A 15,227-nucleotide genomic window follows, 5' to 3' on the forward strand; every position below is an offset into this window, starting at 1 on the left:
TCATGCGTGCCGAGAAAGTTACGTAGGTGGGGGAAGCAAGAAGGCTCCGAGAGAAATTCGTTCAATTCGCTGTCTCACTTGGAAAACTGGATGAAATTATATATGGAAGTTTTCCAAGTTCAAAGGCGTCTTTCACTGAATTTCTCTCTCGGCCTTCTCGCTTCCAGCTACGTTAGGCTTTCTCGACATATTGGCTGCCGGAAAAGGCGGCCTTTTTGCATTGGGTAAGAGGGAGAGAATAATGACGAAATCAGTGCAAAGAAAGATTGATGACGAAGTGGATTGCAAGAACATGTGAGGCTTGATTTGTCGGCTCGGGAATGGAAGGCATCAAGTGACGGACACAAGATCTTCGCTCGCGTGGTAGCGGCCTTTCGGCACGATCATCGGGGAGCCGGAGACCGGGTCGGGAATGACGGCGCAGTCCAAGCCGAATACGTCTTTGACCCGTTCGCTGGTGATGACCTTGGTCGGCGTACCTTCGGCGATCAGGCGACCTTCTTGCAGGGCGAAGATATGATCGGCGTAACGTGCGGACAGGTTGATGTCGTGCAGGACCATGACGATCGTCGTTCCGTGCTTGCGGTTCAGGTCGGTCAGCAGGTCAAGAATTTCGATCTGATAGGTGATGTCTAGGAACGTTGTCGGCTCGTCAAGGAATAGGATATCGGTCTGCTGAGCCATCGCCATGGCGATCCAGACGCGTTGGCGTTGTCCGCCCGATAGTTCATCGATATTATGGTTGGCGAATTCGGTGATATCCATCATGTCCATCGCTTCAGCTACGGCTTGGTAATCCTTTTTTGACCAGCCTCCAAGCAGCGATTGGTGCGGAAAGCGTCCGCGCCCGACAAGATCGGCGACGGAAATGCCTTCCGGCACGATGGGAGACTGCGGCAGAAGTCCGACGATTCGGGCAAGCTGCTTGGACGGGTAACGCGCGATCGGTTTGCCGTCCAGCGTGATGCTGCCGGAGGTCGGCTTGATCAGACGGGCCAGCGCTTTGAGCAGCGTGGACTTGCCGCAGCCGTTGGACCCGATGATTACGCTGATTTGATTGCTTGGAATGGTCAGGTCTACTCCGTTAATGACGGTTTTATTTTCATAACCGGCAACGACTTGCTCGGCTTTGAACGTATGCGTAGGCTTCATCACAATTCTCCTTTCTGGTTCATGCGGATTAACAGGAAGATCAGGTACGGCGCTCCGAGCAATCCGGTAATGACTCCTACAGGGAATCGAGTTACGAAAGCGAACTGTCCGACCAGATCGGCGGCGAGTACAAGGTTGATCCCGACCAGGCCGGCCGGAATAAGATTATAGGAACCGTTTCCGACCAGTCGCTTGGCAATCGGCCCGGCGAGGAAAGAAACAAAGGCGATCGGTCCCGTAGTCGCCGTGGCGATTGCAACAATGAATACTGCGGCTACGATAAGGACAATCCGAGTCTTGTCTGTGCTAACCCCAAGCGAGGATGCCGATTGCTCGCCCAGTTCCAGAACGTGCAGATGCTTGCCCAGAATCATCAGGATGGGCGTGAAGGTAAATACGATGAGGACCAGAGGCGGCAGTTCGTTCATCTTGGAGCCGTTCAGACTGCCGGACAACCATTGAATGGCGGACGGAACGTCTTTTTCCGAGCTGATCAGCAGCAGATACGAGATCACCGCGTCGAGCATGGCCTGAATCCCGATCCCGATCAGAATCAGACGGCCGATCGAGAAGATTTTACCGCGTGACAAAATATAGATCACGACGACTGTAAGTAAGCCCGCAATAATGGCTGCGACAGAAGTAACCGCATTGCTGGCATGCAGCACGGTGAGACAGAACACGGCAGCGGCGCTGGAGCCTGATGTGATCCCGATAACGTTCGGGTTCGCCAACGGGTTACGCAGCAGCGTCTGGAACGTGTATCCGGCTACGCCGAAAGCGAAACCCGCGAACAATCCGGCCAGCATACGCGGCAAACGGAGCGTACTGACGGCGAAAGATACGCCTTTGATCTGTTCGCCGGACAACGCGCGTAACACTTGGTCGAGCGGATAGATCGTATTGCCGAGAATCAGCATGGCGCAGCATAGGGCTAAGGCAAGCAAAGCCAGAATGCCCGTGACAAGCATCCAACGGCGCTGCCGATGACGGCGACCTTCGCGTATGAATGCGACAGATGCAGAAGCTTTATCGAGGTGAGAGGTTGTCATGGTCATAGGGAACGCACCTTTGCCCGCATAGCGAGAATAATAAGAATCGGAGCCCCGACGAAGGCGGTCACGACGCCGACCTCAAGCTCGCCCGGACTGCCGATCAAACGTCCGGCAATATCCGATACAGTAAGAATGACCGCGCCGGCCACAGCCGACAGCGGAATAACAAAGCGCAGATCCGCGCCGACCAGAAGCCGGACCAGATGCGTGGCCAAAAGGCCGATAAATCCGATCGGGCCGGCCAACGCGGTTGCGGCCCCGCACAAGATAACGCCTGCCAGAGCTGCGATCAGGCGCAGCGTTCCCGTCTTCACGCCGAGACCTTTGGCGGCTTCGTCGCCGAGAGCCAGCGCGTTGAGGGCCGGCGAGGTCAGGAAACCGATTAACAATCCGACCAGCAGAAACGGCACGAAAGTCGTCACGCTGTTCCAAGTTCCCGCGCCTACGCTGCCGACCTGCCAGAACCGGAACTGGTCCATGACATGCGAACGGGGAATCAGGATAGCGGTTACCAGCGAAGAGAGGGCCGCACTGGTCGCTGCTCCGGCCAGTACGAGCTTGATCGGCGTCGCGCCGCCGCGTCCGAGCGATCCGATGCCGAATACGAATACCGCGGTAAGTCCGGCGCCCAGCATCGCCAGCCAGATATATTGACTTGCTGTTGTCATACCGAAAAAGGCCATGCCGCACACCACGAACAACGAGGCTCCCGTGTTTACGCCGAGGATGCTCGGATCGGCGATCGGATTGCGGGTCACGGCTTGCATCAGCGAGCCGGATACGCCGAGTGCCGCTCCGCAAAACAGGCTGAATACCGTACGGGAGATTCGTTTGCGAATGATGTTCGCCTCGTAGGTATCCACCTCGGGACGAAACAAACCGTCGATCAAATCATGAAACGGCACTGACCGCGAGCCGAATGCGAGGGAGGCGAGTATACTCGCTCCCAGCAAAATCAGGCTGACGATCAGCACCGTATAGAAATGCTTCGGAATGTGCGGGCTCGGACGTCGACCGTTCGAGACCGTAACATTGCTCATCGGTCTTATTGCACCTTGTCGGCAGCAGCGCCGAGCAATGTCATGTAATCGTCAATCGTGTAAGCGATCGACAGCGGAGTCGGCGTTCCGGCTGCAACCAGCGGAGTGTCCGCCGCGATAAACGCTACGGAACCTCTTTCGATTGCCGGGATTTTACCGATCAGCGGATCGGCTTTGAGCGCTTCGTACAGCGCGTCGTCGCCGTAGCCGACAATGATGTCGACGTCGTTCAGCGCTTGCGCGTTTTCGGCGCTCAGTTCCAGCGAGTAGCTGGTTGGATCGGTAATCAGCGAAGTGATGCTTTCCGGGTAAGTCAGGCCCATCTCTTCCAGGAACGATACGCGGGTATCGACCGGCGTGTAGATGTGCAGTTTGGACAGATCGTCCGCGGAGAAGTTGACCCAAGCGATCTTTTTGTCTTTGAGCTGCGGGTAAGCCTCGAACTTCTCGCTGATCAGGTTTTCCGTATCCGTGATCAGCTGCTCGCCTTCAGCCTGCATGCCCATGCCTTCGGCGGTTAATTGAATTTGCTCGCGCCATTTGGTTGTCCAAGGGGATGTCGGGTAAGCCACGACCGGAGCGATTTCGCTCAGCGTGTCGTAGTCTTCTTGCGTGATGCCCGAGTAAGCGGCCAGGATCACGTCCGGGTTCGCGTCGGAGATCGCTTCGAAGTCCAGGCCGTCGGTGTCCTGGAACACGTTAGGGGCCGTTGCGCCCAGTTCGTCGAGCTTGGCTTTCGTCCAAGGCAGCAGACCGTTGTCTTCTGCGCTTACGCCGAAGTTGGCGGCCGAGAAACCGTCCGGTACAACGCCGAGTGCGAGTACAACGTCCTGGTTGCCCCATTGGATCGTTACGATACGCTCCGGCTTTTTCTCCAGAACGGCTTCGCCCAGTGCCGTCTTGATCGTAAGCGGATATTCGGTAGCGTCCGCTTCGGCAGCCGGTTCTTCAGTAGCCGCAGCTTCCGTCTCAGCGGTGTCCGCAGCAGGAGCTGTTTCGGTCGTCGCCGACTCGGCTGCTGCCGGCGTGTCCGTCGAAGCGGTATTTGCCGCTCCGCAGCCGACAAGTGCAAGGATCAGGATCAACGAGATGATGCTAAGCAGTGAAAACTTTCTTTTGGCGTTCATGATTGTCCCCTCTCTAAATCGTAAAACGTATTGGGTCTTACTATCCATCCGAAATGAATAAAAATGCAACAAAACGGATATCGTTCGACATGATAATGATTATCAACTTCATTTAATATATCGACCAACCCCTTTCGTTGTCAACGAAAACCTTTCAAAAAATAACTGTATACGTATGTATTTTCATAAAACGCTTCAGATAAATTAGGGCGTGTACGCAAACTCAACGCCATGCATCTTGACCTGCCTTTTCGCCCTCTGCGGCGTCATTTTCCCTTGACGTGCCCCGGCACGCCTTCGGAAAAATTCCTTGCCGAGAACGAAAATTCAGCTCAATCTGCTCCTGACGGAGTTTGCGTACACGCCCTAGGCGAAGAAAATAAAAGAACTCCCGGAATTAATCCGGGAGTTCAACGTGTCGAGAAAGTCTAACGTAGCTGGAAGGCAGAAGGCGGAGAGAGAAATTCAGTGAAGGAACGATAGTGATCGCCTTTGAAATCGAGAAAATTCCGCATAAAATTCAATCCCTTTCTCGACAGCCCGACTCCCGGATTTATTCCGGAAGTTCATAATCATGGTAGAGCATCAAAAAGACGATCAGATCTTGAATGTGCCGACTACCCGATGCAAATTGTCCGCCAAATGGGACAGCGCGGTCGAGGAGGAGGAGACCTCTTCCATCGAAGCGAGCTGCTGCTGGGCGGCTGCTGCCACGTTTTGCGAATGATCCGACGTTTCGTCGGCAATATGCAGAATGCCAGACAGATTAGAGGAAGCATTTTGTACGCGGGAGGATACGTCTTGGGTAGCCGAAGACATCCGGTCTACCCGAGTGGTGAGCGTGTTCATCAGTTCCAGAATTTCTTTGAAGTTGGTTTGGGTGCGTCTGACGACTTCAAGTCCGGCTTGAACTTCCGTGCCGACCTGCTCGATCGATTGGTTGGAACGCTCCATGTCGTTTTGAATCTCATGGATCAGTCCCGAGATTTGAGCGGAAGACTGTTGGGATTGCTCGGCCAGCTTCCGAACTTCGTCTGCCACGACGGCAAATCCCCTACCATGCTCGCCGGCTCTGGCTGCTTCAATCGCTGCGTTTAGAGCAAGCAGATTGGTTTGCGAGGCAATCGACGAAATAAATTGCGAGATTTCTTCGATTTCTTTCGAACGACCGTCCAGCAGTTGAATGACTTTGCCGCTTTCGTGTACGGAACGGTCGATCTCTTGAATCTGAACGACGGTCTCGTCGACCAGGCGATCGCCTTCCGAGGCTTTGCGGATCGTTTGATTGCTGACGTCGAGCACGGTTGTCGCGTTATCGGAGATCGAACGAACGCCGGTTACGACTTCATCCAGAGCGGCTGTACTGTCATTCAGACGATGTGCCGATTGTTCCGCGCCCTGCGCGACATCTTGAATGGACATCGCAATCGTTTCCGTAGCCAAGCTGCTCTGTTCCGCGCTTGCGGACAGCTCTTCGGAGGAAGCGGCCACCTGCTGCGAAGTGTCGATGACTTCGTTGAACAGCATGCGCAGATTGCCCGTCATATCGTTAAAGCTGTTCGCGAGCGTAGTCAACTCATCGCCGGAATGGTCGGTTACAGGGTGCGTGAAATCCCCTTCGCCGGCCAGTTTAAGCGAAGCCGCCACGGCTTCGAGACGTTTTCTGATCCGGCGCGTGAACAACAATACGGCTGTCGTCGATACGATCAGGACGCCGGCCAGCACAATAATGAACAAGGTGAAAAAGTCGGACAAAATCTTCTCGATAATGCTCTGCGGGGCACCCACATAAAAGATACCGATCACTTGGCCGTCTGCGCCGAGAATCGGCATGTAGGCGGACTGATACGTATTTCCTGCGACATTGGCTTCGCCCGTGTACAGTTCGCCGCGATCCAGAACGGCTTGTTTCACCGTATCGGATACTTTCGTGCCTACTGCGCGTTTCCCGTCTACCTGAACGTTGGTTGCGATTCGCGTGTCGCCTTGGAAAACCGTGACCGTGCCGCCGCTGTCCGCGCCGATGGAGTCTACCAGATCGAAGTTGTCGTTCATTAGAGTCGTACCTTTATATAATTTCCCGTCGGTTACGGTCCAATCGCCCGGGTTTGCACTGTCGATGTACCGATAGGCCAGCGCCAAATCGCCTTTTGCCTTTTCGACCGCGAACTCCTTGATTCCTTTGCTGACTTGTTGCTGGACCAGAAGACCGACGATTCCGGAGAACAAAATCATGAACACGAGGAACATTAGATTTATTTTTGTACCTAATTTCAATTTCACATGTAATTTTTTGCGCACAATTCGATGGCTCCTTATCTAGGTTTGTGCTAGTTATATCGGTAAAATTTGAAATTTCTAAAGAGTTTTCGACAAAAATTCGACAAATTTAAGGACTTTTAACTTGAGTTGAAAGTCCTATTTCAATAGTTTCATATTTGGATATAAAGTGAAACGTTTCTATTAGGGCGTGTACGCAAACTTAACGACGTGCATCTTTAGCCGCCTTCGAAGTTTGCAGACACGCCCTAGCATATAAAAAAGGCTTTTCGCGATTCGGCGAAAAGCCTTTTTTCAATCTCCCCAGGAAGCTTCGGGAAGGGTCATGGGCAAACTGAACACAAATCGACTGCCTGTTCCGGATGAATACTCCAACCGCAGCTTCCCGCCCATCAGCTCGACGAGTTGTTTGCAGATGGATAAGCCGAGTCCGGTACCGCCGTACCGATTCACGTAATTGGCGGTGTGCAGCTGGGTGAAAGCCTGAAATAGCATTGGCTGTTTATCCGCGGAGATTCCTTTTCCCGTATCGGTTACGGCAAATGTCAGGTAAGCCTCATCTTCGCTGCCTTGCTGTTGCTTGCGTTTATCCGTCCGTTCTTGTTCGTTGCCCGAAGAGACGTAAGCTTCGATCCGAACCTCGCCCGAATCGGTAAATTTTAATGCGTTGGACAATAGATTGACTAGAATTTGACGGATTTTGTTCTCGTCCCCGATCCATAAATCCGGCATGTTCATCGGAATAATCTCATGCAGTTCAATCCCTTTGCGATGGGCCTCGGTGCGGAATAACTGAGTGAGGTCGACCAGGCAGCCGCGCAGGGAAAAAGGCTCGCGCGAGACGTCCATTTTACCGGAATCCAGTTTGGAGTAGTCGAGAATTTGATTCAACAGGGTCATGAGGGAGCTGCCGCTTGAGTGGATGAGATGCAGGTATTGCTGCTGCTTATCGGTCAGAACGGTCGATTGAAGCATCTCGCCCACGTTCAGAATCGCATTCATCGGCGTCCGGATTTCATGACTGAGAATCGCGAGGAGATTGGACTTTTGCTCCAGCGTCTTCAGTCTCTCCTCCTCGGCGGCGCGCCAAAGTCGATGCGTACGCTCAAGGTCCAGCATGTTTTCGAAAAAGGCAGCCAATGAGGTCAACATTTCGACATCGTGCAGCGTGTACGCGTAGAACCTGTCATCGAATGCGCATAAGGAACCGAAGATCTTCCCGTCGCTTGTTTTGATCGTAACTCCCATAAACGAACAACCCCCGACGAACGGCGTAACGTCCATATCGCGGGTAAGGGGATGAGTGAGATTGTTATCGATAATAAGCGGTTCCGGGCCGTTCTCGGTTACAAGGTGACAGTAGGAATCCGTATGATCGATTACCAATCCCTCTTGTAAAATCACGGCGCTGCGATTAATCGTGTTCAGGACTTTGGTCTCCGCTTCGTCGCTGAGAGCAATGCAAAACGTATTGGCCGGGATCGCTTTACTGGCTGTATCGACGATCTGGGCGGCGGAAGCATACAATTTTTCGGACAAAATCTCCATCACGTCAGCGTAACTCGTTTTAAGCATAGCGGCACCTCGGATACATAAATGTTCAATAAAAAAAATATGTTAATGTCAGATTACCACGAATTTTAGATAATAAACGCGAATTTTTGGAGGGGGCGATCAGAAAGCAGGAATTATCGGACTTAATCTGCGTATTTTTGCGGTATTCACTACATAAACCGCTAGGTGACTGGAGTAAACAGGAAAGTCGGCAAGCACTTTCTCCAAGGCTCCGCATGTAGAAAAATTTAGCCGTTTCGTTGCCATTTTCCGTATTGTTCGTTATCCTGATCTTATAACCGAATAAGAATGCGGGTGCTGGATGAAGTCCGGCTGAGATGGAGACCTTGTGTGTCCGGACCGTTAATCTGATCCAGGTAATGCTGGCGTAGAGAATCCCATTCGAATTGTTCAAGCCATTCGTGTATTCTCGAATGGCTTTTTTGCATACTCGCAGGGAAAAGCGGGCATCTGGAAACAAGGAGAAAAGCGATGACCGAACAAGAAGACCGTTATTCGAGACAAATGTTATTCGCTCCGATCGGAGCCGAAGGGCAGAGCAAGCTTGCGAACAGCGCCGTTTGCATTGTGGGCATGGGTGCGCTCGGCACGGTGCTGGCGAGCCATATGGTGAGAGCAGGAGTCGGACGGGTCCGCCTGATCGACCGGGATTACGTGGAACGCAGCAATTTGCAGCGGCAGATGCTGTACGACGAAGAAGATGCCGCGCAGTCTCTCCCTAAAGTGGTGGCGGCCGAGAATAAATTGAAGAAGATCAATTCGGACGTGACGCTGGAAAAAGCATTCGCGGACCTCGCGCCGGGCAACGCGGAAAGTCTGCTGGAGGGCATGGACTTGGTGCTGGACGGCACCGATAATTTTCAAACCCGTTTCCTGTTGAACGATGCTTGTTACAGCGCCGGGATTCCGTTGATCTACGGCGGCGCGGTCGGTTCGAGGGGAATGAGCGCCGTATTCGTTCCCGGAAGCACGCCGTGCCTGCGCTGCTTGATCCCGTCTGCCGACTCCGGCGGGGAAACCTGCGATACGGTAGGCGTGATCTCGCCCGTCGTCGATATCGTCGCGTCGTACCAGTCGGTCGAAGCGCTCAAGTGGCTGGTCGGAGACGAGGAGTCGAGGCGTGAGACGCTGCTGTCGTTCGACGTTTGGAACAATCATATACATGAGTTGAAGCCGGTTCCGGCAAAGCCGGATTGTCCTTGCTGCGGCCTGAAAACGTATCCGGCGCTTCGGCGCGAAGAAGAGACGCTGCTGTCGCTGTGCGGGCGGGAATCGATCCAGATCGCCGGACACGCGCCGTTCGACCTGAACGCGTGGGCGGAAAAGCTTGCTCCGGCAACGCGAACGGTCAAAGCCAATCCGTATTTGATCCGCGCCGAATTGGCCGAAGGCGGGCGGTTGGTGCTGTTCGAAGACGGACGGGTGCTGGTTCAGGGAACGGACGATCCGGTTCGGGCGAGAAGTCTGTATGCGAGGTATATCGGGAACTGAGCAATTGGAAAATCAAAGGCGATAAGGGCAACGGGACGGAACATGATTCGCCGAACAAACGATAAAGGAGAGATTCGACGTATGAAAGAGTTCAGATTGTACGCGATTACCGGGGAGAATTTTCATCCCGGCCGCGAACTGGCGGAAGTGATGGAGCAGGCGATTTTGGGCGGCGCGGATATTATTCAATTTCGGGATAAGCATAGCGGGAAAGAAGAACTGCTGCGCAAAGCAAAAGTGCTGCGGGAGCTGACCCGGCGATACGGCATTCCTTTTATCGTCAATGATCATGTGGAGTTGGCGCTTGAAGTCGATGCGGACGGGATTCATCTGGGGCAGGGCGATCTGAAGCTTTCCGAAGCGCGTCGGATCGTGGGCAGCAAGATTATCGGGATCTCCACGCATGCGATCGAAGAAGCGTTGGCGGCGCAGGAAGAGGGAGCGGATTATATCGGCGCCGGACCGGTGTACGCCACGCAGACGAAGCTCGACGTCGTGGCTCCGGTAGGGCTGGACTATATCCGCGAAGTATCGCGGCGGATTAGCATTCCGTTCGTGGCGATCGGCGGGATCAAGCTTGGCAACGCGGACGAAGTGATTGACGCGGGAGCAACGAGACTGTGCGCGATCAGCGAGATCGTCGGCAGCGAAGATCCCGCCGGCGCGTGCCGCGCGTTTATCGACAAGCTGGAGCGGAAGGAGCGTGCATAGCGGATGGCGGAATTGACGATCAACGGCAAGCGGAAAGAACTGGATGCCGATACGCTGGCGGATGTCGTGGAGCTGCTCGGCCTCGGCGGCCGCCCGGTCGTGGCCGAAGTGAACGGAGAAGTTGTCGCGTCGGAAAAATGGGCAGAGACGCAAGTGGCAAGCGGAATGAAGATCGAGTTGGTTCATTTTGTGGGAGGGGGCTGAAAAAGGTGGATGTTCGAAAAATCAGCGATCAAGCGCAAAGCCGTGCGGAATTAGGCGATGCGGCCGGGGCGGCGAGAGATACGTGGCGGATCGGGGACGAGGAAATGACGTCGAGATTTTTCCTCGGGACGGGACTGTTTCCGAATCCGTTCGTGCAAAACGAGGCGATCGCCGCATCGGGCGCGGAAGTGCTGACGTTCGCGATCCGGCGTGTGGATCTGGAGTCGGCGGAAGACGATTCGATCCTTCAGCATTTGGAGCCGGGGAAGTTTCGCTTTTTGCCCAACACGTCGGGTTCGCGCACGGCGGAAGAAGCGGTGCGCATTGCAAGGCTGGCGCGGGCATCCGGTCTTAGCGACTGGATCAAGGTCGAGATCAGCGCCAACGAGCGCACGCTGCTGCCCGATCCGATCGAGACGCTTCGCGCGACGGAGATTCTGGTGAAAGAAGGCTTCACGGTACTGCCGTATATCTCGGACGATCCCGTGATCTGCCGCAAGCTGGAAGAGGCAGGCGCGGCGGCGATCATGCCCGGCGGTGCGCCGATCGGCACGGGACTAGGCATTCTCAACCCGTACAACATCGGCCTGATCGCCGAAGAAGCGAACGTGCCGGTGATCGTCGATGCGGGCCTCGGCACGGCCAGCGACGCGGCGCTGGCGATGGAACTGGGCGCGGCCGCGATCCTGATGAACACGCCCGTCGCCAAAGCGCAGGACCCCGTCGGCATGGCGCTCGCGATGAAGCTGGCGATCGAAGGCGGAAGACTCGCGTATCTGTCGGGACGGATGGGCAAAAAGAAATATGCGTCGGCGAGCAGCGGATTCGACGCGTTAAAAGTGGAGTGATCCGAAGGGCAGGGAACTTCATGCAAAGGATCGGTGAAGCGGCGGAAAGTTTGAAAGGGGGACGGGCGCATGAATGAGTCGTTTATCGTGCTGGGCGGCGGCATTATCGGATTGTCCTGCGCGCTGGAACTGCGGCTGCGCGGCGCTGACGTGACCGTGCTGGAAGCCGGGGAATGCGGCGGGCAAGCTTCCGGGGCGGCGGCCGGGATGCTGGCGCCGTATTCGGAGAATCCGGAATATCCGGACGAATTTTTCCGGCTGTGCCGGGAAAGCCTGGAGCTGTATCCGCAGTGGCAGCGCAGAGTCAGGGAATTGTCCGGCATGGACTTCGAGTATACGGAGTGCGGGAGTCTGTACGCCGCTTACCACGAAGCGGATCTGCTTGCGCTGGAAGGTCGGCTGCACTGGCAGCGGCAGCACGGTTCGAGCGGCGAGATTCTGCGCGGCGCGGAGCTGTTCGCGGCGGAGCCGGGATTGTCGCGCGAGGTTGTAGCGGCGCTGCGCACGCCGGAGGAAAGCCATATTTACGCGCCGGACTTCGTCGAAGCGCTTAAATCCGCCTGCTTGAAGGCGGGGGTTGTCGTGCGCGAACGGCTCGGCGAACTTGAGCCGACGGAGTGGGAACGCGGGGTGGAAGTGCGGGGGAACGGCGGATTCGACGCCGAAAGTCCGTTGGAACTTGCCCGGAGAGCGGATGACGGGAAGGGTCAAATGCCCGGAGGCGTCGATCCGACTGCGGAGAACGGGATTCTCACCTCCGGCGAAGCCGTATTCCGCGCGGATCGGCTCGTGATCTGCACCGGAGCTTGGGCCGGGAAATTGTCCGGCCGCTTGGGTCTTCGCCTGCCCGTGCAGCCGATACGCGGGCAGATCTGCGCCTACGAATGGGGCGCCGGGGAGGAAGATCATGTGCCGGTACGGCATATGATCTTCGGCAGCCAGGGCTATCTGGTGCAAAAAGCGAACGGGACGTTGGTTTGCGGCGCGTCCGAAGACGTCGCGGGCTTCGATACGAGCGTGACCGAGCGCGGCATCGCGCGCCTGCTTCGCTGGAACAAGCGGGTGCTGCCCGCGCTCGGGCAGGCGCAGCCGTTCCACCGCTGGGCCGGGCTGCGCCCGGCGACGCTCGACGGCCGCCCGCTGATCGGGCGGCTGGAAAGAGCGGAGCGAATCATCTTCGCGGCAGGCCATTACCGCAACGGGATCCTGCTCAGTCCGGCGACCGCGAAGCGGGTCGCGGATTTGGCCGAAGGCCGCAAGGCAGAGCCTTGGCAGGCGGCGTTTCGGCCGGAACGGTTCCACGCGGTCGCCTCGCGCGCCGGATCCGGCTCGCGTTAGCCGCAGCGCGGCGAAAAGGCGTCTAAAACGGGTACCTTTTCAACGTTGAAAGCAAGGTTATGCCCGAATGAAACGCACCTGAAGCGTGTGCCTGGGGCTTGGGAGCGCTAACGGATCGCATGTCCGTTAACGCTCCTTTTTTTCGCGGGTTTCGTTTTTAACGGATTCAGACGACGCTTAGCAGCAAAAACATGCGATTTATCCCCTTAAAAGCTCGACTTTTCCGAGTTAAATGTCATCTCGATCCGTTAAAATTTCCGCTCGCCCAAAAATGTCCGCTAAGCGTCGCCTGTATCCGTTAAAAGCATCGGAGCCGGAGCCTGTTTAAATCTGCTTTGCCGGTCGAGCATGGGCCCTTCATGCGCAGCCGCTTCGCCTCGCGAATTTCGATACCCGCTTCGTATTCGTGCTTTTGAACCGCCGTTTTCCCCGGCCTTTGCGCCGACTCTTTTTCCGCGTAAAATGAAACCATGCTGCCTCCGCCGCCATCGCGGCACGCAAGCGGCCTGTTTTTAAAATCCACGGCTTCGGCGATTCGCTTTTTCCGAAGCCTGCATACAAGGAGCGAACCTATCATGAAAGGTGCCACAATCCTGATCGCGGACGACGAGAAAGAAATCGCCGACCTGGTCGCGCTGCATTTGGAGAAGGAAGGGTATCGGACGCTGACGACGCAGGACGGGCGGGAAGCGGTACGCATCGCGCAGGCCCAACCGATCGATCTGGTCATTTTGGATATCATGATGCCGCATATGGACGGGTACGAGGTGACGCGGCAGATTCGGGAACAGCACCGGATGCCGATCATTTTTCTCAGCGCCAAGACGTCCGACCTCGATAAAATCACGGGGCTCGTGATCGGCGCGGACGATTACATGACCAAGCCGTTCAATCCGATGGAGCTGGTCGCCCGGGTGAACGCGCAGATTCGCCGTTCGACGCAGCTCAACGTGCCGGAAAAACGCAGCTCCGTGCTGGAAACGAATGGGCTGACGATCGATCCGGAACAACGCGAAGTGAAAGTGTACGGCAAAGTGGTCGAGCTGACGCCGAAAGAGTTCGATATTCTCTATCTGCTCGCCGGCCATCCGAAAAAAGTGTTCAGCGCCGAAAATATTTTCCGTCATGTCTGGGGTGACGATTATTTCGAGAGCGGCAATACGGTGATGGTGCATATCCGTACCCTGCGCCGCAAGCTGGGAGAGGACGTCGAGAAGAACAAATGGATCAAGACCGTCTGGGGCGTCGGGTACGCGTTCAATGGCTAGGCTGACGAGCAGTTTCCGCATGCGGATGATCCTGCTGCTGGGCTTGAGCATGCTGTTGTCCGGCGGCGTTACCTACGCGATCTACAAAGCGCTTCAGGTCTATTACGTGGAAAATGCCAAAGTCGGCGACCCCATGGCTAATTTTCGTCGTTTTATCCGCGATGTCGGCGACTTGAATTTTTTCCTGATCTTTTTCGTGCCGCTGGCGATTTTGTTTTTCTTTCTTTTGACCAAGCCGTATTCCCGTTATTTCCGCGAGATTTCGACGGGGATCAATCGGCTCGCGAACGGAGACTTCGAGGGCAAGGTGCAGATCGAATCCAACGACGAGTTCGGCAGCATCGCGGCGGACATGAACGCGGCGGGCGAAAAGCTCAAGAAAGCCGTGGAGCGCGGCGACTTCGCCGAAAGCAGCAAAGATCAGCTCGTGCTGAATCTCGCCCATGATCTGCGTACGCCGCTGACGTCGGTGCTCGGCTATCTGGACGTCATTTTGCGCAGCGACGAGCTGACGCAGGAGCAGATCAAGCATTACACGACGATCGCCTTCACCAAGTCCAAAAGGCTGGAGCGGCTGGTCGACGAACTGTTCGAGATTACGCGCATGAACTACGGCATGCTGACGCTCGACACGCAGACGCTGGATCTCGGCGAACTGCTGGTGCAGATGAACGAAGAGATGTATCCGGTATTCGAGCAAAACGGCCTGGCCGCCCGGACCGACATCCAACCGGACGTGATCATACAAGGCGACGGCGAGCTGCTGGCGCGGGTATTCGAGAATCTGCTGATGAATGCGGCACGTTACGGACAAGACGGTCGGTATATCGATATCGCCTGCCGGATCGAAGGACAAGAAGCGGTCGTGAGCGTAACCAACTACGGCAATTCGATTCCGGCAAATGAGCTGCCGCATCTGTTCGAAATGTTCTACACCGGCGATCGCGCGCGGGTGCAGAGTCATCAGGGCGGCGGTACGGGACTGGGGCTTTTTATCGCCAAAAATATTGTGGAACGCCATAAAGGCAGGATTTCCGCGCAAAGCGACGTCGTGCGCACGGAGTTCGAAGTGCGGTTGCCGGACAGCTTGCCTCAAGCCGATCCGACGCCGTTTTAAGAAAAACTTTAGATTCGTCCA

13 protein-coding genes and 1 riboswitch are annotated in these 15,227 nt (G+C 55.7%); of the genes, 7 read left to right on the forward strand and 6 right to left on the reverse strand.

The window, feature by feature from the left end; translation table 11 throughout:
- Window positions 1–330 precede the first annotated feature (330 nt).
- The 6 genes from SACSAC_RS11170 to SACSAC_RS11195 all read right to left on the reverse strand — a co-directional run bounded on the left by SACSAC_RS11170 (window position 331) and on the right by SACSAC_RS11195 (window position 8,229).
- A complete protein-coding gene (locus tag SACSAC_RS11170; protein WP_037286282.1) occupies window positions 331–1,152 on the reverse strand; it encodes an ABC transporter ATP-binding protein in 822 nt (273 codons plus the stop codon).
- On the reverse strand, window positions 1,152–2,210 hold the full coding sequence (locus SACSAC_RS11175) for a FecCD family ABC transporter permease (protein WP_245608623.1): 1,059 nt from the start codon (window positions 2,208–2,210) through the stop codon (window positions 1,152–1,154). The genes SACSAC_RS11170 and SACSAC_RS11175 overlap by 1 nt, the downstream gene beginning before the upstream one ends.
- A complete protein-coding gene (locus tag SACSAC_RS11180; RefSeq protein WP_037286283.1) occupies window positions 2,207–3,247 on the reverse strand; it encodes a FecCD family ABC transporter permease in 1,041 nt (346 codons plus the stop codon). Before SACSAC_RS11180 ends, SACSAC_RS11175 begins: the two co-directional genes overlap by 4 nt.
- 5 nt (window positions 3,248–3,252) lie before the next feature.
- Window positions 3,253–4,374 carry an iron-siderophore ABC transporter substrate-binding protein gene (locus SACSAC_RS11185; RefSeq protein WP_037286286.1) on the reverse strand — a complete coding sequence of 374 codons (1,122 nt, stop codon included), beginning with the start codon at window positions 4,372–4,374 and terminating at the stop codon, window positions 3,253–3,255.
- 597 nt (window positions 4,375–4,971) lie between these two features.
- Window positions 4,972–6,675, reverse strand: a complete 1,704-nt coding sequence (locus tag SACSAC_RS11190; RefSeq protein ID WP_037286289.1) for a methyl-accepting chemotaxis protein — start codon at window positions 6,673–6,675, stop codon at window positions 4,972–4,974.
- 273 nt (window positions 6,676–6,948) lie between these two features.
- On the reverse strand, window positions 6,949–8,229 hold the full coding sequence (locus tag SACSAC_RS11195) for a sensor histidine kinase (RefSeq protein ID WP_037286293.1): 1,281 nt from the start codon (window positions 8,227–8,229) through the stop codon (window positions 6,949–6,951).
- Between the two features lie 280 nt (window positions 8,230–8,509).
- A riboswitch (TPP riboswitch) is annotated at window positions 8,510–8,620 on the forward strand.
- An 80-nt stretch (window positions 8,621–8,700) separates the two neighbouring features.
- On the opposite strand from SACSAC_RS11195, the gene SACSAC_RS11200 reads away from it, so the two are divergent.
- The 7 genes from SACSAC_RS11200 (at window position 8,701) to SACSAC_RS11235 (ending at window position 15,206) form a co-directional block, all read left to right on the forward strand.
- Window positions 8,701–9,720, forward strand: coding sequence for a ThiF family adenylyltransferase (locus SACSAC_RS11200; RefSeq protein WP_037286296.1), 1,020 nt, complete (start codon window positions 8,701–8,703; stop codon window positions 9,718–9,720).
- An 81-nt stretch (window positions 9,721–9,801) separates the two neighbouring features.
- Window positions 9,802–10,431, forward strand: coding sequence for a thiamine phosphate synthase (thiE, locus tag SACSAC_RS11205; protein ID WP_037286299.1), 630 nt, complete (start codon window positions 9,802–9,804; stop codon window positions 10,429–10,431).
- 3 nt (window positions 10,432–10,434) lie between these two features.
- Window positions 10,435–10,635, forward strand: coding sequence for a sulfur carrier protein ThiS (thiS, locus tag SACSAC_RS11210; RefSeq protein WP_037286301.1), 201 nt, complete (start codon window positions 10,435–10,437; stop codon window positions 10,633–10,635).
- A gap of 89 nt (window positions 10,636–10,724) precedes the next feature.
- The gene (locus SACSAC_RS11215) at window positions 10,725–11,483 is read left to right on the forward strand and encodes a thiazole synthase (protein WP_037292667.1); all 759 of its coding nucleotides are present in this window, start codon (window positions 10,725–10,727) and stop codon (window positions 11,481–11,483) included.
- A 69-nt stretch (window positions 11,484–11,552) separates the two neighbouring features.
- The gene (locus tag SACSAC_RS11220) at window positions 11,553–12,821 is read left to right on the forward strand and encodes an FAD-dependent oxidoreductase (RefSeq protein ID WP_037286304.1); all 1,269 of its coding nucleotides are present in this window, start codon (window positions 11,553–11,555) and stop codon (window positions 12,819–12,821) included.
- 575 nt (window positions 12,822–13,396) lie between these two features.
- A complete protein-coding gene (locus SACSAC_RS11230) occupies window positions 13,397–14,089 on the forward strand; it encodes a response regulator transcription factor (protein ID WP_037286310.1) in 693 nt (230 codons plus the stop codon).
- Entirely contained in the window at window positions 14,082–15,206 is a 1,125-nt protein-coding gene (locus tag SACSAC_RS11235) for a sensor histidine kinase (protein WP_037286313.1), read from the forward strand. Before SACSAC_RS11230 ends, SACSAC_RS11235 begins: the two co-directional genes overlap by 8 nt.
- Window positions 15,207–15,227 lie beyond the last annotated feature (21 nt).

It is taken from the genome of Saccharibacillus sacchari DSM 19268 (assembly GCF_000585395.1).
Classification (GTDB): domain Bacteria; phylum Bacillota; class Bacilli; order Paenibacillales; family Paenibacillaceae; genus Saccharibacillus; species Saccharibacillus sacchari.

What these genes read in the sequence shown, in the direction of transcription:
- SACSAC_RS11170 (WP_037286282.1), bottom strand. Translation starts at nt 1,152, where the DNA reads ATGAAGCCTACGCATACGTTCAAAGCCGAGCAAGTCGTTGCCGGTTAT.
- SACSAC_RS11175 (WP_245608623.1), bottom strand. Translation starts at nt 2,210, where the DNA reads ATGACCATGACAACCTCTCACCTCGATAAAGCTTCTGCATCTGTCGCA.
- SACSAC_RS11180 (WP_037286283.1), bottom strand. Translation starts at nt 3,247, where the DNA reads ATGAGCAATGTTACGGTCTCGAACGGTCGACGTCCGAGCCCGCACATT.
- SACSAC_RS11185 (WP_037286286.1), bottom strand. Translation starts at nt 4,374, where the DNA reads ATGAACGCCAAAAGAAAGTTTTCACTGCTTAGCATCATCTCGTTGATC.
- SACSAC_RS11195 (WP_037286293.1), bottom strand. Translation starts at nt 8,229, where the DNA reads ATGCTTAAAACGAGTTACGCTGACGTGATGGAGATTTTGTCCGAAAAA.
- SACSAC_RS11200 (WP_037286296.1), top strand. Translation starts at nt 8,701, where the DNA reads ATGACCGAACAAGAAGACCGTTATTCGAGACAAATGTTATTCGCTCCG.
- thiE (WP_037286299.1), top strand. Translation starts at nt 9,802, where the DNA reads ATGAAAGAGTTCAGATTGTACGCGATTACCGGGGAGAATTTTCATCCC.
- thiS (WP_037286301.1), top strand. Translation starts at nt 10,435, where the DNA reads ATGGCGGAATTGACGATCAACGGCAAGCGGAAAGAACTGGATGCCGAT.
- SACSAC_RS11220 (WP_037286304.1), top strand. Translation starts at nt 11,553, where the DNA reads ATGAATGAGTCGTTTATCGTGCTGGGCGGCGGCATTATCGGATTGTCC.
- SACSAC_RS11230 (WP_037286310.1), top strand. Translation starts at nt 13,397, where the DNA reads ATGAAAGGTGCCACAATCCTGATCGCGGACGACGAGAAAGAAATCGCC.
- SACSAC_RS11235 (WP_037286313.1), top strand. Translation starts at nt 14,082, where the DNA reads ATGGCTAGGCTGACGAGCAGTTTCCGCATGCGGATGATCCTGCTGCTG.